Raw genomic sequence first — 18,097 nt, forward strand, 5'->3', positions numbered from 1 at the left:
CCTGGTTGGACTTGTCCTTGCCCGGCTCCACGTTCAGGTTCGAGGTCGACGGACGCTTCGCCGGGTCCGGGTAGGCGATCACGTGCGCCTGCTCCCTCGCACCGGTGCCCGTCAGGTTGAGGGCGACCGCCGTCGCGTCCGCCGGGATGCCGTTGACGCCCGCGACCTTGACCGTACGGGTCTGGCCTCCACCCAGCACACCACCCGACGTACGGGTGTCCAGGACACGGGTCGGGGCGAGCGGGGAGAACCGCTGCCCGATGTTCGGCTGGTAGTAGCCGACGAAGTCCACGATCAGCGAGGCCTTGCCCGAGTTGAGCTGGGCCGAGAGCTTGCGGTCCGCTCCCACCGGCACGGTGACCGTGTTGGCGGAGGTACCGCCCGCCTGAACGTTCACGTTCGAGGTCGCCGGACGCGGCTGGCCGGACGGCCAGACGGTGAGGTGGGTGTCCTCGGTGGCCCCGGTGACCGTCACGTTGACGACGGCGACGGCCATGCCGCCCGAGAGCGCGTGCCCCGGTACGGAGGTTCCGTTGGGCAGGTCCACCGGAACCTGGCGCCCGCCCTGGACGGGGATGTTGGTGGTGCGGGTGTCGAGCAGCCGGAACGGCTCGGTGGCCACGTACCCCGACGGGGCGTAGTCGACCTTCACGTTCCGGGCGGCCGTGGACTTCGCGCCCGTGGAGTCCTGCAGCGTCAGCGTCACCTTGTAGTCGCCAGGCAGCTCGTAGTCGTGCCCGAACCCGCTCAGGTCCTGGCCGTGGGCCGTGCTGCCGTCGCCGAAGTCCACGTCCACGCTCTTCACCGGCCACGGCGTCGCGCTGCCCTCGGGGGCGACTGAGACGTACAGCGGGCCTTCGCCGCCGATCGGGCTGGACGAGGTCGGCAGGACCCGCTTCGCGGTGAGGGCCGCGGTCAGCGGGCCTGCCGGGGTCACCTTCGTCGACCAGGCGTCGGTGACAGAGTCTCCGACGCCGTTGACCGCTGTCACCTCCACCACGCATTCGCACGGCGAGGCGTACGCGTGCTCGGCGGTGGTCTCCTTGGTGACGACGGGGGCGGTCCCGTCACCGAAGTCGAAGCGGTAGGTCACCCCCGTGGGCCAGTAGTTGTCCACGGCGGCAGTCGCCTTCACCCGCGTGCCGACCGGCGCCCAGTTCTCGCTGACCGACAAGTGGACCGCTCTCAGGAAGTCCTGGGTCTCTTCGGCGCCGCGGTCGATGTACCCGCCGTCCTTGCCGGTGTTGGGCACCCGCGGGTCGTCGGCGGTCGGCTTCCCGTTGTAGTCGACGGGAAGCGCTCCCGGGGCCGTCGGATCACCCGAGTCGACGGTGGGCGAGCCGTCGAACGGGCCGACGCCGTAGGCATCCGTCAGGATGTCGTGGGCGCCCTGCCCGCTGGCGGCCAGGAACGCCGCCGCGCTCTGATGACTCGTGCCGGCCCACTGGTAAGGGGCCAGCCCGACGGCGGGCCCGGCCACGATCAGGTTGTAGTCGGCGCGCGTGCCGGACGTCGCGCTCTGCGCCACCGCGATGCCGGTGCGCTGTTCGGCAGACGTACACGCCTTGGTGGCGGCTGCGGTGAAGAGCAGGTTGTTGAACACCGCCGAGCCGGTCGAGGCACCGCTGACCGAGATGGTCGCCGCACAGCCGCCGGTGAGGGTGTTGTTGGTGACGACGGTGCCGGGCGCGTCCACCACCAGGGCCGCCGGCCGACGGCGCTCATCGATCATGTTGCGGCTGAGCACCGTGCGCTGGGCGCCCTCGATCCGGACGCCCTCGAAGGCCCCCCGGTTGACGTGCACGTCCGTGCTTCCCTCGCCGATCACGAAGGAATCGGGATCGAGCCCGTGGTGGACGTACATCCCTTCCAGCGTGACGTCGTGGGAACGGCCCACGCGCACATCTCCCCCGACCTCCAGTCCGCGGACCACGACGTGGGAGGCCCCGCTGATGGTCAGGCCCTTGTCCATGAAGGCCCGGTAGTCATAGGTGCCCTCGCCTGCGGCAGCGATGGTGATCGGCTTGCCCGGCTCTCCGGAGCGGTCGATGGTGACGGCATCGGAGTAGTCGGTGTTCGGCGCGATCCGCACGGTCTGGCCCGGCAGGACGACCTTGGCGGCCGCGGCGATCGAGCAGAACGGAACGGCCTGCGAGCCGGTTCCGCTGTCGGAGCAGTGGGAGCCCTCGCCGTTGTTCACATAGAGGTTGGCCGGGGTCTCGGCGGCTTCAGCGGCCGGAATTCCGAGATAGGTGACGAGGCCTGCGGTCAGCAGGACCATCGCACGATTGGGTCGCAACAGGGGGATCCCTTCGAGAACGGGCCAGGACCCCGGCCGGGGTCCTGGCCCGTGACTTCGGACTGGTTCGGCTGGACGGCCTAGCTCACGGTGAAGTAGCCGAGGAGGTCGGTGATCACGTGGTTGCCGCCGCCGTAGCTGTTGAAGACGCTGACCTTGCCCGAGGCCACCGGGGTGGTGACGTGGTTCGGGACGGTGGCGCCCGGCAGGGTGTTGAGGCTGCTCGCTCCCGGGAGGGTGCCGCCGAAGGCGTACGCGGTGAGGAATCCGGGGCCGGTGGTGTCCGTGGCGGTGACGTTCAGGACCGCGCCGAGGGCGTTCGCCGGGAGGCCGGAGACGGTCGTGGTCGCGCCCGGTGCGAGCTTGCCGGTGGTGCGGGTGTCGGCGAGGCGCTTGGGGACGACCGGGGTGAAGAGGGCCTTGCCGTCCTTGCCGTAGTAGCCCACCGCGTCCAGCACCAGGTGCGTGGAGCCGGAGTTCGTGTAGAGCGTGATGGTGCCGTTCGGGCCGACCGGGACGATGGCCTGGTTGGACTTGTCCTTGCCCGGCTCCACGTTCAGGTTCGAGGTCGACGGACGCTTCGCCGGGTCCGGGTAGGCGATCACGTGCGCCTGCTCCCTCGCACCGGTGCCCGTCAGGTTGAGGGCGACCGCCGTCGCGTCCGCCGGGATGCCGTTGACGCCCGCGACCTTGACCGTACGGGTCTGGCCGCCGCCCAGCGCACCACCGGCGGTGCGCGTGTCGGCGACACGGGTCGGGGTGATCGGGGAGAACCGCTGGCCCGCATTCGGCTGGTAGTAGCCGACGAAGTCCACGATCAGCGAGGCCTTGCCCGAGTTGAGCTGCACCTGGATCTCACTGGCCGGCGTCGGTCCGCTGCCGACGGGGACCGTGACGGTGTTGGACGAGGTTCCGCCCGCGCGGACGTTGAGGTTCGAGGTGTCCGGGCGGGGCTGGCCCACGGGCCAGACGGTGAGGTGGGTGTCCTCGGTGGCGTCGGTGACGGTCACGTTGAGGACGGCCGAGGCCATGCTGCCCGAGAGCTCGTGCCCCGGGATGCTGAGTCCGCGGGGCAGCATCACGCCGACCGGCGAACCGCCCTGGACGGGCGTGTTGGTCGTACGGGTGTCCTTCAGGCGGAACGGCTCGGTGGCGACGTATCCGGACGCCGCGTAGTCGACCTTCACGCTCCCGACGGCCGTCGACTTCGCGCCCTTGGAGTCCTCCAGAGTGAGCGTCACCTTGTACTCGCCGGACCGGCTGTAGGAGTGCTCGAAGGCGCTCAGGTCCTGGCCGTGGGCCGTGCGGCCGTCGCCGAAGTCCACGTCCACGCTCCGGACCGGCCACGGCGTCGCGCTGCCCTCGGGGGCGACCTTGACGGACAGCGGGGCGACGTGGCTGATCGGGCTGTCCGTGTCCGGCAGGTACAGCTTGGCCGTGACGGCCGCGGTCAGCGGGCCGGCCGGGGTCGCCTTGGTGGGCCGGCCTTCGGAGGCGACCTCCTCACCGATCCCGTTGACCGCCCGCACCTTCACCACGTAGTCGCCCGGCGAGGCGTACGCGTGCTCGGCGGCGGTCTCCTTGGTGACGACCGGAGCCGTCCCGTCACCGAAGTCGAAGTGGTAGGTCACCCCCGTGGGCCAGCGGCTGTCCACCGTGGCCGTGGCCCTCACGCTCGTGCCGACCGGCGCCCAGTCCTCGCTCACCGAGGCCTTGACGCCCCTCAGGGCGTCCTGGAGTTCCACGGCGCCGCGGTCGATGTACCCGCCGTCCTTGCCCGTGTTGGGGACGCGCGGGTCGTCCGCGGTCGGCTTCCCGTTGAAGTCGACGGGAAGCGCTCCCGGCGCCGTCGGATCACCCGAGTCGATGGTGGGCGACCCGTCGACCGCGCCGACGCCCCGGCCGTCCGCGAGCAGGATGTCGTGCGCGCCCTGACCGCTGGCGGCCAGGAACGCCGCCACGCTCGGATATCCGGTGCCCGCCCAGCTGTAGGGGACCTGTGCGACGGTGAGCTGGCCCGCGATCAGGTTGTAGTCGACGCGGGTGCCGGACGTCGCGCTCTGCGCCACCGTGATGCCGGTGCGCTGTTCGGCGGACGTGCACGAGGCGGGCGAGCCCGTGGTGTGGAGCAGGTTGTTGTACAACGCCGAGCCGGTCGAGGCGCCGCTGAGCGAGACGGTCGACGCGCAGGACCCGATGAGGGTGTTGTTGGTGAGGACGGTGCCGGGCGCGTCCACCACCTGGACCGCCGACTGACGGCCGCTGCGCAGCTTGCTGCGGCTGATGACCGTGCCCTGGGCACCGCCCTCGATCCGCACGCCGTCGAACGAACTCTGGCTGACGCGCACGTCCGTGCTTTCCTTGCCGACCACGAGGGCGGGCAGCGGAGCCGCACCGGTGGCCGAGAACCCCTTCATCGCGACGTCGTGGGAGTTCTCGACGCGTACGCCCTTCGAAACGATCAGCCCGCGCACCGCCACGTGGGAGGCGCCGTCGACGGTCAGGCTCGCGTCCAGGAAGGCCCGGGAGCCCCCGTCCGCGCCTTCGACGGCGAAGGTGATCGGCTTGCCCGGCTCTCCGGAGCGGTCGATGGTGACGGCATCGGTATAGATCAGGTCCGCAGCGATCCGCACGGTCTGGCCCGGCAGGACCGCCTTTGCGGCCACGGCTATCGAGCAGAACGGAACGGCCTGCGAACCGGTTCCGCTGTCGGAGCAGTGGGAATCGACACCACTGTTCACGTAGAGGTTGACCGGAGTCTCGGCGGCGAAGGCGGCCGGAACTCCGAGAAGAATGATGAGGCCCGCGGTCAGCGAGGCCGCCGCACGGTGGGAACGCACCAGCAGTATTCCTTCGGGGAAGAAGCGACGTGAATTCAACGCGGGTGCGGCGCCGCACGACTGGTGGAAATGTCCTGTCCCCCCAGAGACAGTCGGGCGCACGCGAACCGCAGAAGCGTTCGACCATCATCCATTGCGCCAAACCCCCCGGTCAACGGCCTGCGCGACGGGCCGGCGCCACCGGAACGTGGAATCCCACGTTCCCGCGCGTCCTGCCCGTGGACCGTGTTCGCGGACCCCGTTGGGGGCCATGTCCGACATCGGGACCACACCTGTGCAAATCCACCCGCGCGGAAGGGAAATCACGTACGAGGAAAAGCGCCCGCCGGATCGTGGGTCGCCGCGACCCGGTGACCCACGATCTTTCTTTTTGCTGCGCAGTACCGGGGAGAAATTACCCACCAACCCCCTCCAAGCCTCCCGCTGCGGCCGCGTCACTCGCACGGGTGACAAAGCCGAACTGGGGTGGATTTCACCGGGGTTGGCTGGCATATGCTCTGGCCCACAACCACAGACATGAGACGGCCCCCGCCGGGACGGCAATCCCGGACGAGGGCCTGACCAACAAGGAAGCAACACCTTCCCCATGGCTCCTGAGCACCCTAACGCGCGCCCGGTCTTCCCGTCCGGGGTACGCCACGCCAATGTCCCCCACACGTCGCACTTCACGGTGATCGGCAACCACCTCGCCCAGCACCGCGAGTTGTCACTGACCGCGATCGGCCTGGCCGTGCACATCCAGTCGCTGCCCGGCGGCTCCCAGGTCGGCATCAGGGAGCTCAACAAGTGCTTCACCGAGGGTGAGATCCGGATCGCTTCGGCGTTGCGGGAGCTGGAGCACCACGGGTACCTGAGCCGGACCCTGGAGAAGCTTCCGGGCGGCAAACTCATCACCCGAACGGTGTCCTACAACCACCCCGAAGCCCGCCCGGAAGCCCGCCCCGAGCCGGACCACGCACCGCCGCTGCCGCCGTTGCCTCCGCCGCCGCCCGCACCGCGGCGACCGCGGCCGCGGCAGTCACCGCCCCCGCAGTCACCGCCCCCGGCGTCACCGCCGCCGTCGCGCCCCGGTGTCCGTACCGAGGAGCCGCCCGCGGCGCCCGATCCCGTAGCCGAGCCCGCGTTCTGGTACGACCCCGCGGCGGAGCCCGAGTTCTGGCACGACCCCCCGGCGGAGCCCGGAGCAGAGCCCGGCCTCCGCCGCGACCCCGAATCCGAGACCGAGTTCTGGTACGACCCCGCGGCGGAGCCCGAGGCCGAGCCCGAGGCGGAGCCCGACCGCGCGGCGGAGCCCGGCCGCGACCCCGAGTCCGCTCCCGAGGCCCCGGCACCCGTACGGGTACCCGCGGCGCCGACCCTCCTGTCCCCGCTGCCCGCTCCGGAGGAGGTCATCCCCTCGCGCCGCGCGGCCGCGAAGGCCCTCCTCGGGCGGCTGCGCCGCATCGACCAGCGCCTCCTGCTCGGCGAGCGGGACATCCACCGGCTCGCGGGCGGCGTCGAGGCCTGGTTGGAACGGGGGGCCTCGACGGACGCCGTGATCACCGCGCTCACCGCGACCCTGCCGGAGAGGCCCCGCAATCCGGCCGGTCTGGTCGCTCACCGGCTGACCGTGCAACTGCCACCGGTCCTCGGACCCGTCTACCGCGAACAGGCCTACGTCGCCCCGGCCCCGTTCCTGAACTGCGAGGACTGCGACCTCGCCTTCCGCAGCCACACCCCGGGCAAGTGCCCCGGGTGCGCCAGAGAATCCGCGGCCTGAGCGCGCGGGACGGCATCAGGCCGTCGCGAGGCTGATCTCGGTGGACTTGATCAGTGCGACGACCGAGGACCCGGCGGCCAGCCCGAGCGCCTCGACGGCGTCCTTGGTGACGGCGGCGGTCAGGGTGCCGGCGTTCACGACCAGCTTGACGGAGGCCATCGCGCCGCCCGTGGTGATGTCGGCGATCGTGCCGGCGATCTGGTTGCGGATGGAGATGCCCTCGACGGCGCCGGTGGCGAGCGCGACCTCGGTGGCCTTGACCAGGGCCTGGACCGCGGAGCCCTCGGTGAGGCCGAGGTCCCTGACGGCCTCGGTGGTGATGGCCGCCGTGATCTCCTCACCGCCCTCCAGGCGGACCTTGACCGTCGCCATGGCCTCGCCGGCGGTGACAGCGGTGACGGTGCCGGCGAGCTGGTTGCGGATGCTCAGGGTCATGAGGGGTTCGACCTCTTCCGTGGACGCTTCGTACGGGCCGGGGGGAACCGCACACAGGCGACGCTATGCGCGGCGCGCCCGAGGTGACCCCAGGGCGTCGCGTCCCCCGGCCGGAACCACCCGGGCGGCTGGCCGACGGCCTCGAAAAAAGAAATCTCCGGGAAGCCGTCACATCCGCCGGGCGGCGCGGGTCAGTGCGGTGAGGAACAAAGAACACCGGCCGGCCACCGGCCGGCCCACCGACCGAGGAGCACCTCATGAACACCGCCGCCACCATCGTCGCCGTCCTCGCCGCCGCCATGTCGGGCTTCTCGGGCTACTCGCTCCTGAGCCGCGCCTCGTGGGTCGTGGAGGCCATGGAGGAGTACGAGGTCCCCCAGGCCTGGTGGACCCCGCTCGGCGCTGCCAAGGCCGCCGGAGCCGTGGGCCTGCTGATCGGCCTCTTCGTCCCGGTCGTCGGCATCGCGGCCGGCGTCGGCCTGGTCCTGTACTACGCCGGAGCCGTCATCACCGTGATCCGCGCCCGCTCGTACAAGCACATCCCCTTCCCGGTGATCTACATGGCCCCGGTCGTCGCGGCCTTCGCCCTGGGCTTCGGCTTCGCCGCCTAGGCTTGCCGTCGACCCGGGTGGCAGGTGGCTCCCGCGCCGTTCGCAGACCGTCAGGAGGGCGCCGCCGTGCACCCCGAACTCCCCGACCCCTCGGTGCTCCACCCGGTGCCCGGGCAGCCCCGCGTGGTGCTCCTCCAGCCGCTGGTGACCTCGCCCCTGATCGAGGTCGGCGCGTACTCCTACTACGACGACCCGGACGACCCCACGGCCTTCGAGACCCGCAACGTGCTCTACCACTACGGGCCGGAGAAGCTGGTCATCGGGAAGTTCTGCGCGCTGGGCACCGGGGTCCGGTTCATCATGAACGGGGCCAACCACCGCATGGACGGCCCCTCGACCTTCCCGTTCCCCATCATGGGCGGCCGATGGGCCGAGCACTTCGACCTCATCACCGGCCTCCCGGGGCGCGGGGACACCATCGTCGGCAACGACGTATGGTTCGGCCACGGCGCCACGGTGATGCCCGGAGTCCGCATCGGCCACGGCGCGATCATCGCCTCCGGCGCCGTCGTCGTCGACGACGTCCCCGACTACGGTATCGTCGGCGGCAACCCGGCCCGGCTGATCCGTACGCGTTTCACCGCGCCGGACATCGCCCGCCTCCTCGCCCTCGCCTGGTGGGACTGGCCGCCCGAACACCTCACCCGCCACGTGCGCACCGTCATGTCCGGCACCGTCACGGCCCTGGAAGCAGCGGCCCCACACCCCTGAGCTCCGGACGCCGTTCGGGCAGGACTCCGGGAGATCCCGGAGCCCTGCCGTCGGACGATCGGGCCCCGTTACGCGAACTTCGGCATCTCGCCCACCGTCTTCGACATGTCGATCACCGCGAACGCCGCGCCCTGGGGGTCCGCGATCGCCGCGAAGCGGCCGAACGGGCTGTCCATCGGGCCGAAGTGCAGCTTGCCGCCGCGGGCCTTGGCCTTCTCGACCGCCTCGTCGCAGTCCGGGACGCCGAAGTAGATCTGGATGTAGGACGGGATCTCCGGCGGGAAATCCTCACCCATGTTCATCCGGCCCAGCACCGGATTCTGCGGACCGCCCAGGCTGAAGACCTTGAAGTCCATCCCGGCCGCCTCGGGAGAGTCGCCGAGGTCCATCTGCTGGGACTCGTACGGGAAGACCTTCGGCAGGAAGGCGTCCGCCTTCGCCACGTCGCGCGTGAACACCTCCGCCCACGCGTACGAACCGTTCTCGCCGATCTTCTCGAAGCCCTTGTGCTCGCCCGGCTGCCAGACGCCGAAGACCGCGCCGCTCGGCTCCTTGGCGATGGCCATCGTGCCGAAGGTGCCGACCTGCATCGGCTCCATCAGCAGTTCGCCGCCGGCCGCCTTGACCTTCTCCGCCGTGGCCGCCGCGTCGGCCGAGGCGAAGTAGAGACACCACTGCGACGGCGCGTCCGCACCGGGCATCGGCGGGACCACGGCCGCGACGGCCTTGCCGTCGGAGTAGGCCTGCGTGTAGTTGCCGTACTCGCTGCTGGCCTCTCCGAACGTCCAGCCCAGCACGTCACCGTAGAAGGTCTTCGCGCCCTCCACGTCGGAGAACATCGCGTCCACCCAGCAGGGTGCGCCTTCCGGGAACTCAGCCATGATCGATCGACTCCTGTGTCGCCGTATCTGTCGGTTCTCACGCTAGGCGCGGGGTCTGACAATCGCGCGGGGAGCGCCGCCGCGCGGGACCCTGGAGGCATGGACAAGGACAAGGACACGGGCGTCGCCATCCGGCTGGCCCAGCAGCCGGAGGCCGACGAACTGCTCGGCCGCAGCCCGCTCGCCGCGCTCGTCGGGATGTTGCTGGACCAGCAGGTCCCCATGGAATGGGCGTTCTCGGGGCCGTACACGATCGCCCGCCGGCTGGGCTCCGACGACCTGGACGCGCACGCGATCGCCGCCTACGACCCGGAGGCCTTCGCCGCGCTGCTCTCCGGGAAACCGGCCGTGCACCGCTACCCGGGAGCGATGGCGAAGCGGGTGCAACAGCTCTGCGCCTACCTGGTGGAGCACTACGAAGGGGACGCGGCGGCCGTGTGGGCCGACGCGGCGACGGGCGCCGAACTGCTCGGACGGCTCAAGGCCCTGCCCGGCTTCGGTGAACAGAAGGCGCAGATCTTCCTGGCGCTGCTGGGCAAGCGGTTCGGGGTGCGGCCCGAGGGCTGGCGGGAGGCTGCCGGCGGCTACGGAGCCGCGAACGTCTACCGGTCGGCGGCCGACATCACCGGGCCGGAGTCGCTGGCCAAGGTACGGGCGCACAAACAGGAGGCCAAGGCGGCGGCGAAGGCCGCCAAGGGGGCTCCCCCCAAGCGGAATTGACCGTTCGGGGGAATGTTCCGGGCTTTGTCAGACCCGGCGTCTAAGCTCGTGATCATGACTGAGAACCTGACGCGCGCCGCCACTGCCGAGTCCATCTCCGACGGCCCCGGCAGCCTCATCACGCTGCTCACCGACACCCCTGATCTCACCTGTAACACGGCGAGCTTCGAGGTCGGCGCCGCCGGCGCCCCCGTGCACTTCCACACCAAGGCGACCGAGTTCTTCCACGTCACGGACGGGCGACTCGACGTCCTCGTGGGCGACGAGATACACACCCTCGCCAAGGGCGACTTCCTCGCCGTGCCGCCCGGCGTGAAGCACGCCTTCGCCCCGGCCGCGGACAGCACGGCCGAGGTCTTCGTCGGCTTCACCCCGGGCATGTCCCGCTTCGACTACTACCGCCTGCTCGGCCGGGTCCGGGCAGGCGAGGCGACGGTGCAGGACATCATCGACAGCCAGCCCGTCTACGACAACCACTACGCGGAGAGCGACGCCTGGGCCGGCCGCCTGAAGCGCAGCGCCGAAGCGTAGATCTCGTCGGCATCGAGCCTTCGCAGCTCCTCCGCGATGAGCTCGGCGCTACTGCGGATCTTCAACGCCACCTTGCGGTCGGGACTGCCCGGCAGGAGCAGCGTGGCCAGGACACCGTCCGGGCGGTCCACCCGTATCTCGCCGCCCGTGGTCTCCAGCCGGACCCGGGTGATGACCGGGCCATCGGTGGCCAGGCGCGCCACGGGCACACCGAGCCGGTCCTCCAGCCAGCGGGCCAGCAGCTCGGCGCTCGCGTTGCCGGGCTCGCTCTCCACCGCCGCGCCCGTCACCGGGAGCGGCTTCTGGTCCAGAGCGGCGGCGAGCAGGGACCGCCAGGGCGTGAGGCGGGTCCAGGCCAGGTCGGTGTCCCCGGGCGCGTAGGAGCCGGCCCGGACGTCGAGCACGCCGACCGGGTCGGCGGCGGCCTCGGCGTCCGTGATCCGCCGCTGCGCGAGGGCGCCCAGCGGATCCAGGGCGGGCGCGTCCGGGGCGTCGGCCGGCCACCACGCCACCACCGGTGCGTCCGGCACCAGCAGCGGGAGCACCACGGAGCCCGCGTGCTCGGACAGCGACCCGTGCAGCCGCAGCAGCACGATCTCCCCGGACCCGGCGTCGGAGCCGATGCGCAGCTCGGCGTCGAGCCGGTTCTGCCGCAGCCGCTGCGAGCCGCGCGCGGTGCGCTTGATCACGGCGATGATCCGGCAGGGGTGCTCGCGCGAGGCCTCTGAGGCGGCGCGGACGGCGTCGTAGGCGTTCTCCTCGTCCGTGGCGATGAGGAGGTTGAGCACGAGACCCATGGTCGGGCTCCCGATGGCCCGTCGTGCGTCGAGCAGGGCCAGGTTGACCTTGCTGGAGGTCGTATCGGTGAGTTCGGTCCGCATACTCCGAGTCTCGCAGCCCGGGCGCGTTCGCGGGTACGGGTTCCCGGCCCGGGGATCCGCCGCGGACCGTCGCCCCGGGCGCCGGTGGCCGGGTGGCGCCCTCGGATTCAGCGGCGGCGCCGGGCCGTGCCGAAGACCGAGCGGGAGATCTCGCGGCCCAGCTGGGTGCCGATCGACTTCGCCAGGGAGCGGAAGAGGCCGCTGCCCACGACCTGTTCCGCCAGCGAGGCGTCCGGCTTCGGTGCGCTCCGGCCACCCGCCGCCGCGCTCTTCCGCGCTTCCTTCGCCTGCTTCTCGGCTTCCGCCCCGGCCGCCGCCGCCTCGGCCTGCGCCTCTGCCGCGGCCTGCTCGGCGCTGATCTTCTCGTAGGCCGACTCGCGGTCGACGGGCTCCGCGTAGCGCGGGTAGAGCGGGGAGGACTTCACGGCCCGGTCCAGCGCCGCCGCGTCGATCGGGCCCATCAGCGACCGCGGGGCCCGCAGCCGGGTCGCCGCCACCGGGGTCGGCGCGCCCGTCTCGCTGAGCACCGTGACCACCGCCTCGCCCGTCCCCAGCCCGGTGAGCAGCTCCTCCAGGTCGTACGGGGAGTTCGGGAAGGTCTTCACCGTCGCCTTCAGCGCCTTGGCGTCGTCCGGGGTGAAGGCGCGCAGCGCGTGCTGCACCCGGTTGCCGAGCTGCGCCAGTACGTCCCCCGGAACGTCCTTCGGGGTCTGCGTGACGAAGAAGACGCCGATGCCCTTGGACCGGATCAGCCGGACGGTCTGCGTGATGGCCTGGAGGAAGGCTTTCGAGGCCCCGTTGAACAGCAGGTGCGCCTCGTCGAAGAAGAAGACCAACTTGGGCTTCTCCAGGTCGCCGACTTCCGGCAGGTCGGTGTACAGGTCGGCCAGCAGCCACATCAGGAAGGTGGAGAACAGCTGCGGTTTGTCCTGGACCGCGGGGAGTTCCAGGACGGAGACCAGCCCGCGCCCGTCCGCCGCCGTCCGGAGGAATTCACTGGTGTCGAATTCCGGCTCCCCGAAGAATTCCGCCGCGCCCTGCTGCTCGAAGGCGGTGAGCGCCCGCAGGATCACCCCGGCGGTCACCGTGGACAGTCCGCCGATGCCCTTGAGCTCGGACTTCCCCTTGTCGGAGATGAGGAAGGCGACCACCGCCCGCAGGTCCTTGAGGTCGATCAGCTCCAGGCCCTTGGCGTCGGCGTAGTGGAAGATCAGCCCCAGCGACTGTTCCTGCGTCTGGTTGAGCTGGAGCACCTTGGACATCAGGACGGGCCCGAAACTCGTGACGGTGGCCCGCAGCGGGATCCCGGTGCCGATCCCGCCCAGCGAGTAGAACTCGCTGGGGAATCCCGTGCCCTCCCACTTCTGGGCCACTTCCTCGGCCCGCGCCTCGATCTTCCCGTTGGCCGCGCCGGGCGCGGAGATGCCCGAGACGTCGCCCTTGATGTCCGCGAGGAAGACGGGAACGCCGTTGGCCGACAGCTGTTCGGCGATGAGCTGAAGCGTCTTGGTCTTGCCCGTGCCGGTGGCGCCCGCGACCAGTCCGTGCCGGTTGAGCATCGACAGCGGGATGCGGATCTGCAGCTCCGGCAGGCAGGTCCCGTCCCAGAGCAGGGCCCCCAGATCGAGCGCTGGTCCGGTGAAGGCGTACCCGGCGGCGATCTGGCCGGCCGGGGACGCGGGGTCGGTGCTCTGGCTCATGTATCACTCCCGAAATAGCACTATTCGCCACCTTTGCACCGCCGTCGCAAGGCTGCGCCCGCAGGCCCCTGCCCGGTAGGCTTTCCGTGTGATCTTCAAGCGCATCGGAAATAGGCGGCCGTATCCCGACCACGGCAGGGAAACCACCCGGCAGTGGGCGGATGTCGCCCCGCGCCCGGTCCGGCTCGACCAGCTGGTGACGACCAAGGGCCAGCTCGATCTCGAAACGCTGCTCGCCGAGGACTCGACCTTCTACGGCGACCTCTTCGCCCACGTCGTGAAGTGGCAGGGCGACCTCTACCTGGAGGACGGGCTGCACCGCGCCGTCCGCGCCGCGCTCCAGCAGCGCCAGGTCCTGCACGCGCGCGTCCTCGAACTGGGCTGACCCACCCCGCCTCCCCACCCCGCCTCCCCACCTGCCGCGCCACCCGTCACGCCGTCACGGCGCCGCGCCACGCGCCGCGCAGCCGACACGCCGTCGCCGCGGGGTCCGGGCGGGCAGTGCCGGGCTCCCACCGGGTGCCGGTTGCGTCCCGGTTGCGCCTTTCGGGTCACGCTTGCCCTATCAACAGATGATTCAGTGGGCATCGGCAGCGGTCGGCATTACGCTGCGCACATGAGCATGCTCACACCCCCTGGCATGGGCGGAAAGTACCGCGTCACGGGAGCGGCCTACCCCCGCATGTCCCGCCCGCGGCGTCGCCGCAGGATCGTCCTCATCGTGCTCGGATCGATCGTCGGGCTCGCCCTGATCGGTTACGGGGCCATGCAGCTCATCGACGTGTTCCGCGGCGACACGGGCAAACGCAACAGCGCGGCCGCGGGCAAGGACTGCGCCACTCCCGCGCCCAAGGCCGGTGCGGCGGCGGCGTCCACCGCACCGCAGGTCGCGCTGCCCCAACCCGGTCAGATCACCGTCAACGTCTACAACGCGACACCGCGCGCGGGCCTGGCGAAGGCGGTCGGCGACGAGCTGAAGAAGCGCGGCTTCGTCATCGGCCAGGTCGGCAACGCCCCAGCCGACTTCGACAAGAAGGTCCCGGGCGTCGGGATACTGGTCGGCGCCCCCCAGACCGACAAGGCGGCCTTCTCGGTACTGGGCACCAACCTGGCCGGCTCCACCCAGCAGACCGACGCCCGCGAGGGCGCGGACATCGACCTGATCCTCGGCGACGCCTTCACGGAGCTCACTGCGAAGCCGGACGCGGACAAGGCACTGGCCGCACTGGCCAACCCCCAGCCCGCACCCGCCAAGAAGTGCTGACCGACTGAACCGGATCGGCCCGCGGGCCGATCGAGAATTCCGGCCGGGACTACTCGGCCGAGCCGTACATGCGGTCGCCCGCGTCGCCCAGCCCCGGCACGATGTAGCCGTGCTCGTTGAGCCGCTCGTCGACCGCGGCCGTCACCACCGTCACCGGCGTGCCCGCCAGCTCGCGCTCCATGATCTCCACGCCCTCGGGCGCGGCCAGCAGCACCACCGCGGTCACGTCGTCCGCGCCGCGCTTGATGAGCTCCCTGATCGCCGCGACGAGCGTGCCGCCGGTGGCGAGCATCGGGTCCACCACGTAGACCTGGCGGCCCGAGAGGTCCTCCGGCATGCGCGTCGCGTACGTGGAGGCCTCCAGGGTCTCCTCGTTGCGGACCATGCCGAGGAAGCCCACCTCGGCGGTCGGCAGCAGCCGGACCATCCCGTCGAGCATGCCGAGACCGGCGCGCAGGATCGGTACGACCAGCGGGCGCGGGTGGGACAGCTTCACACCGGTGGTCGGGCCGACCGGGGTGAGGATGTCGGCCTGCTCCGTGCGCACGTCCCGGGTGGCCTCGTACGCGAGCAGGGTCACCAGCTCGTCGGCGAGGCGCCGGAAGGTGGGGGAGTCGGTGCGCTTGTCGCGCAGAGTGGTGAGTTTGTGCGCCACCAAGGGGTGATCGACGACCTGCAAACGCACAACATCCTCCAAGACTCAGCTGCCGGGTCCACCGCGACCTGCGACCGCGCTACCTGCGAAAATGGCCGCAAATACGCGACCCACGCCCAAAAGGCTACGCGCTGCGGCCGCCCCTTCGTGCCCGAAGCGGCGCCCGCGCCGGGAAAGGCCCGGAGATGCGCCCCGCCCGGACCCCGACCAGGATTGACTGATGAGCGACCCCCTGGTGATCGCAGCCGTCGACGGATCCGAACACAGCCTCAGGGCCCTGGAGTGGGCGAGAGCCGCGGCCGTGCGCCACGGCACGGGCCTGGTCGTCGCCCACGTGCTGCCCGACAGCGTCCAGCTGTACGCGGCACGGCGTTCCTCGCTGCACGACGCCTCCGAGCCGGAAGATCCCGCAGACCCCGTCAGCGAGCGGATACGGGCCCTGCTGGCCGCCGGGGGCCCGCTGCCCTCCCCGGTCCTCTACGAGTCCCTCGAGGGCTCGGTGCCCGAAGCCCTGCGGAGCATCGGGGCGCACGCCCGCATGCTGGTGATGGGCTCGCGCGGCCGGGGCGGCTTCGCCTCGCTGCTGCTCGGCTCGAACAGCCGCGCCGTGGCCACGAGCGCCCCGTGCCCGGTGGTCGTGGTCGCGCACGAGGCACGCGGCGTGGAGGCCGCCGCCGAGCCCTCGGCCGGCCGGGTCGTGCTCGGGCTGCACGCCTCGGAGACAGCCGACGACGTACTCGACTTCGCGTTCACGGAGGCCGCCGCGCGGGGCACGACCCTCCAGGTGGTCTCGGCGTACAGCGTCCCGCCGACGCCGACGCCGCTGGTCGACAGCCCCTTCGCCGTGATCCCGCCCGAGGCACTGGTGGGGGAGGACGAGGACGCGGTGCCGGCCGAGCGGGAGATGCTGCGCTCCCAGACGTCGCGCCTGGCACCCTTCCGCGCCACGTACCCCTCGGTCCCCGTCGAGCAGGCCGCCGTGCCCGGGGACGCGGCGGGACGCCTCGTCGCCACCTCGAACTCGGCCGCCCTGGTCGTCGTCGGCCGCCACCACCCGCGCCGGCACGTCGGGTCCCTGATGATGGGCTCCGTCGCGAACGCCGTGCTCCAGCACGCGCACGGGCCGGTGGCGGTTGTACCCACATTGTCGGAATCCGACTGAATTCTCGCTGAACGGGGATCGGGTCGCGGTCGAGGCTGGCATCAAACGGCTGGTCCGGGGGAAGGTGGGGGTGCGGGGGCGGACCGGACCGGACCATCCAGGGGCGGTGACCCATGCCCGAAGACGACCACGAGACGACGGAGACCACGGCGCAGCGAAGAGCCCGACGCGCGCAGTTCCTCCGCGACCTGCACGAGGCCCGGGAACTGCGCGACCGCGTCCAGCCCAGACGGGCCCGAGCGGCCCGCATGCGCCAGCAAATGCGCATGCGCACCTTCCGCTGGTGAGCACTCCGGGCCGCCCGCGAGCGGCCCCGCCGGAGCCCCGGACAACACGCGCGGCCAGCGCCACGGCGCGGAAGACCTCTCGCAACGCCTCCGTTTCTGCCACGATGCCGATTGGGCGGGGTACGGAACGGCGAGCACGACGGCCGTCCCACCCCCCACCCACCTCCGGCCGGGGGGACCTCCAACCGGCACGCCTATGACCAGTGGGAGAGTCACGGTGTATTTCGCCGCACTGCTCGCGCGCACCGAAGACGGGTGGGAAGCGAGCGACCTGGAACTCGACGACGTCGAGTCTCTGAGTGATCTGATCGATCTCGCCCGCTCCGCCGCTGTCGACGACGACACGGTGGTAGCCCTCATCGAACAGGAGGACGCCTGGTTCGGGGTCGTCCGCGTGGACGGCGAGGAGGACCCGCGCTACTTCGTGTCCAGCGCCTCCGCCGCGTCCCGCAGCTCGTACGGCTCGATGCTGACCGACGAACTGCTCGGCAAGGAGGACGAGGACGACGAACTCGACGAACTGGACCTCGACGGCACCGAGGACGGTGAGGACGAAGTGGCCGCGTCCTACTCGGACGACGGGACCGAGGAGGAAGACGACACGGACGACGAGGTCCTCGTCGGCGCCGAACCGGTGCCCTCCGGCCCGCTCGGCGACCCGAGGCTCCTCGACGACCTCGGGGTGAGCCACAAACAACTGATGACGATCGACGGGGAGGCCCTCTCCGAGATCGCCGACTCGCTCGGCGCCACCGAGGTACTGGAGGGCGTGCGGTAGTGGTCTTCGCGCACCACCCCCACGACACCACCACGCACGCACCCGATCCCGTGCGGGACCCGTGGCGGGACTCCATGCGCCTGGCGCTCCAGGAGGCCGCCCGGGCGGTGCCGGCCGGCGACGTGCCGGTCGGCGCCGTGGTGCTCGGCCCGGACGGGGAACTCCTCGCCACCGGGTACAACGAGCGCGAGGCGACCGGCGACCCCACGGCGCACGCCGAGGTACTGGCGCTGCGCCGGGCGGCCGCCGCGCTCGGGGAATGGCGGCTGCCGGGGTGCACCCTCGTGGTGACCCTGGAGCCGTGCGTGATGTGCGCGGGCGCGCTCGTGCAGTCGCGGGTCGCCCGGGTGGTCTACGGGGCGTCCGACGAGAAGGCGGGCGCGGCGGGGTCGCTGTGGGACCTCGTGCGGGACCGTCGGCTCAACCACCGGCCCGAAGTGATCGCCGGCGTGCTCGCGGGGGAGTGCGCGCGGCAGCTCACCGACTTCTTCCGCGAGCTCTGACCCAGGGCTCCGACTCCCCCGGCTCCACTCCCGAGGGAACGGATTTCAGAGCACGGGTCTCCTTGGGCTAAGCTCTCTCT

At 71.3% G+C, this 18,097-nt stretch carries 18 protein-coding genes; 11 read left to right on the forward strand and 7 right to left on the reverse strand.

What is annotated here, in order from left to right; genetic code table 11:
- Both ACFWBY_RS25955 and ACFWBY_RS25960 read right to left on the reverse strand, forming a co-directional pair.
- Positions 1 to 2,299: PKD domain-containing protein (locus ACFWBY_RS25955; protein ID WP_385333149.1), on the reverse strand; the 2,299-nt coding region annotated here is incomplete at its 3' end.
- Positions 2,300 to 2,379: 80 nt separating this feature from the next.
- Entirely contained in the window at positions 2,380 to 5,139 is a 2,760-nt protein-coding gene (locus ACFWBY_RS25960) for a PKD domain-containing protein (RefSeq protein ID WP_385333151.1), read from the reverse strand.
- Positions 5,140 to 5,725: 586 nt separating this feature from the next.
- Between ACFWBY_RS25960 and ACFWBY_RS25965 the strand changes: the two genes are divergently transcribed.
- The gene (locus tag ACFWBY_RS25965; RefSeq protein ID WP_385333154.1) at positions 5,726 to 6,898 is read left to right on the forward strand and encodes a hypothetical protein; all 1,173 of its coding nucleotides are present in this window, start codon (positions 5,726 to 5,728) and stop codon (positions 6,896 to 6,898) included.
- A 15-nt stretch (positions 6,899 to 6,913) separates the two neighbouring features.
- On the opposite strand, the gene ACFWBY_RS25970 is transcribed toward ACFWBY_RS25965, so the two are convergent.
- A complete protein-coding gene (locus ACFWBY_RS25970; RefSeq protein WP_385333157.1) occupies positions 6,914 to 7,333 on the reverse strand; it encodes a molybdopterin-binding protein in 420 nt (139 codons plus the stop codon).
- 257 nt (positions 7,334 to 7,590) lie between these two features.
- On the opposite strand from ACFWBY_RS25970, the gene ACFWBY_RS25975 reads away from it, so the two are divergent.
- Both ACFWBY_RS25975 and ACFWBY_RS25980 read left to right on the forward strand, forming a co-directional pair.
- Positions 7,591 to 7,944: a DoxX family protein gene (locus ACFWBY_RS25975; protein WP_385333159.1), complete on the forward strand. Its 354-nt coding sequence runs from the start codon at positions 7,591 to 7,593 to the stop codon at positions 7,942 to 7,944.
- Between the two features lie 66 nt (positions 7,945 to 8,010).
- Positions 8,011 to 8,655 (forward strand): CatB-related O-acetyltransferase, encoded by a 645-nt coding sequence (locus ACFWBY_RS25980; protein ID WP_385333161.1) that lies wholly within the window; start codon positions 8,011 to 8,013, stop codon positions 8,653 to 8,655.
- 68 nt (positions 8,656 to 8,723) lie between these two features.
- Here ACFWBY_RS25980 and ACFWBY_RS25985 read toward each other — a convergent pair whose 3' ends face one another.
- On the reverse strand, positions 8,724 to 9,536 hold the full coding sequence (locus tag ACFWBY_RS25985) for a VOC family protein (protein ID WP_385333163.1): 813 nt from the start codon (positions 9,534 to 9,536) through the stop codon (positions 8,724 to 8,726).
- 99 nt (positions 9,537 to 9,635) lie between these two features.
- Here ACFWBY_RS25985 and ACFWBY_RS25990 point away from each other — a divergent pair, with 99 nt between their 5' ends.
- Complete coding sequence (locus tag ACFWBY_RS25990; RefSeq protein WP_385333165.1) at positions 9,636 to 10,256, forward strand: HhH-GPD-type base excision DNA repair protein; 621 nt, start codon at positions 9,636 to 9,638, stop codon at positions 10,254 to 10,256.
- Between the two features lie 54 nt (positions 10,257 to 10,310).
- Positions 10,311 to 10,787 carry a cupin domain-containing protein gene (locus ACFWBY_RS25995; protein ID WP_385333167.1) on the forward strand — a complete coding sequence of 159 codons (477 nt, stop codon included), beginning with the start codon at positions 10,311 to 10,313 and terminating at the stop codon, positions 10,785 to 10,787.
- On the opposite strand, the gene opcA is transcribed toward ACFWBY_RS25995, so the two are convergent.
- On the reverse strand, positions 10,733 to 11,668 hold the full coding sequence (gene opcA, locus ACFWBY_RS26000) for a glucose-6-phosphate dehydrogenase assembly protein OpcA (protein WP_385333170.1): 936 nt from the start codon (positions 11,666 to 11,668) through the stop codon (positions 10,733 to 10,735). The genes ACFWBY_RS25995 and opcA overlap by 55 nt on opposite strands.
- Before the next feature lie 107 nt (positions 11,669 to 11,775).
- Positions 11,776 to 13,368: a helicase HerA-like domain-containing protein gene (locus tag ACFWBY_RS26005; protein ID WP_385333172.1), complete on the reverse strand. Its 1,593-nt coding sequence runs from the start codon at positions 13,366 to 13,368 to the stop codon at positions 11,776 to 11,778.
- An 88-nt stretch (positions 13,369 to 13,456) separates the two neighbouring features.
- Here ACFWBY_RS26005 and ACFWBY_RS26010 point away from each other — a divergent pair, with 88 nt between their 5' ends.
- Positions 13,457 to 13,753, forward strand: a complete 297-nt coding sequence (locus ACFWBY_RS26010) for a type II toxin-antitoxin system VapB family antitoxin (RefSeq protein ID WP_112446725.1) — start codon at positions 13,457 to 13,459, stop codon at positions 13,751 to 13,753.
- Positions 13,754 to 13,984: 231 nt separating this feature from the next.
- Entirely contained in the window at positions 13,985 to 14,632 is a 648-nt protein-coding gene (locus ACFWBY_RS26015) for a LytR C-terminal domain-containing protein (protein WP_385333175.1), read from the forward strand.
- 49 nt (positions 14,633 to 14,681) lie between these two features.
- On the opposite strand, the gene upp is transcribed toward ACFWBY_RS26015, so the two are convergent.
- Complete coding sequence (gene upp / locus ACFWBY_RS26020) at positions 14,682 to 15,317, reverse strand: uracil phosphoribosyltransferase (protein ID WP_385333178.1); 636 nt, start codon at positions 15,315 to 15,317, stop codon at positions 14,682 to 14,684.
- A gap of 190 nt (positions 15,318 to 15,507) precedes the next feature.
- Here upp and ACFWBY_RS26025 point away from each other — a divergent pair, with 190 nt between their 5' ends.
- The 4 genes from ACFWBY_RS26025 (at position 15,508) to tadA (ending at position 18,017) form a co-directional block, all read left to right on the forward strand.
- Complete coding sequence (locus ACFWBY_RS26025) at positions 15,508 to 16,449, forward strand: universal stress protein (protein ID WP_385333181.1); 942 nt, start codon at positions 15,508 to 15,510, stop codon at positions 16,447 to 16,449.
- Between the two features lie 113 nt (positions 16,450 to 16,562).
- Positions 16,563 to 16,736, forward strand: a complete 174-nt coding sequence (locus ACFWBY_RS26030) for a hypothetical protein (protein ID WP_385333183.1) — start codon at positions 16,563 to 16,565, stop codon at positions 16,734 to 16,736.
- Positions 16,737 to 16,953: 217 nt separating this feature from the next.
- Positions 16,954 to 17,514, forward strand: coding sequence for a hypothetical protein (locus ACFWBY_RS26035; RefSeq protein WP_385333185.1), 561 nt, complete (start codon positions 16,954 to 16,956; stop codon positions 17,512 to 17,514).
- Positions 17,515 to 17,588: 74 nt separating this feature from the next.
- A complete protein-coding gene (tadA, locus tag ACFWBY_RS26040) occupies positions 17,589 to 18,017 on the forward strand; it encodes a tRNA adenosine(34) deaminase TadA (protein WP_385333446.1) in 429 nt (142 codons plus the stop codon).
- Positions 18,018 to 18,097 lie beyond the last annotated feature (80 nt).

This window comes from Streptomyces sp. NPDC060049 (genome assembly GCF_042736715.1).
In the GTDB taxonomy this organism is placed as follows: Bacteria; Actinomycetota; Actinomycetes; order Streptomycetales; family Streptomycetaceae; genus Streptomyces.

Excerpts from the sequence above, each read along its gene's own strand:
- ACFWBY_RS25965 (WP_385333154.1), top strand. The coding sequence starts at position 5,726 with ATGGCTCCTGAGCACCCTAACGCGCGCCCGGTCTTCCCGTCCGGGGTA.
- ACFWBY_RS25970 (WP_385333157.1), bottom strand. The coding sequence starts at position 7,333 with ATGACCCTGAGCATCCGCAACCAGCTCGCCGGCACCGTCACCGCTGTC.
- ACFWBY_RS25975 (WP_385333159.1), top strand. The coding sequence starts at position 7,591 with ATGAACACCGCCGCCACCATCGTCGCCGTCCTCGCCGCCGCCATGTCG.
- ACFWBY_RS25985 (WP_385333163.1), bottom strand. The coding sequence starts at position 9,536 with ATGGCTGAGTTCCCGGAAGGCGCACCCTGCTGGGTGGACGCGATGTTC.
- ACFWBY_RS25990 (WP_385333165.1), top strand. The coding sequence starts at position 9,636 with ATGGACAAGGACAAGGACACGGGCGTCGCCATCCGGCTGGCCCAGCAG.
- ACFWBY_RS25995 (WP_385333167.1), top strand. The coding sequence starts at position 10,311 with ATGACTGAGAACCTGACGCGCGCCGCCACTGCCGAGTCCATCTCCGAC.
- opcA (WP_385333170.1), bottom strand. The coding sequence starts at position 11,668 with ATGCGGACCGAACTCACCGATACGACCTCCAGCAAGGTCAACCTGGCC.
- ACFWBY_RS26005 (WP_385333172.1), bottom strand. The coding sequence starts at position 13,368 with ATGAGCCAGAGCACCGACCCCGCGTCCCCGGCCGGCCAGATCGCCGCC.
- ACFWBY_RS26015 (WP_385333175.1), top strand. The coding sequence starts at position 13,985 with ATGAGCATGCTCACACCCCCTGGCATGGGCGGAAAGTACCGCGTCACG.
- ACFWBY_RS26025 (WP_385333181.1), top strand. The coding sequence starts at position 15,508 with ATGAGCGACCCCCTGGTGATCGCAGCCGTCGACGGATCCGAACACAGC.
- ACFWBY_RS26030 (WP_385333183.1), top strand. The coding sequence starts at position 16,563 with ATGCCCGAAGACGACCACGAGACGACGGAGACCACGGCGCAGCGAAGA.
- tadA (WP_385333446.1), top strand. The coding sequence starts at position 17,589 with ATGCGCCTGGCGCTCCAGGAGGCCGCCCGGGCGGTGCCGGCCGGCGAC.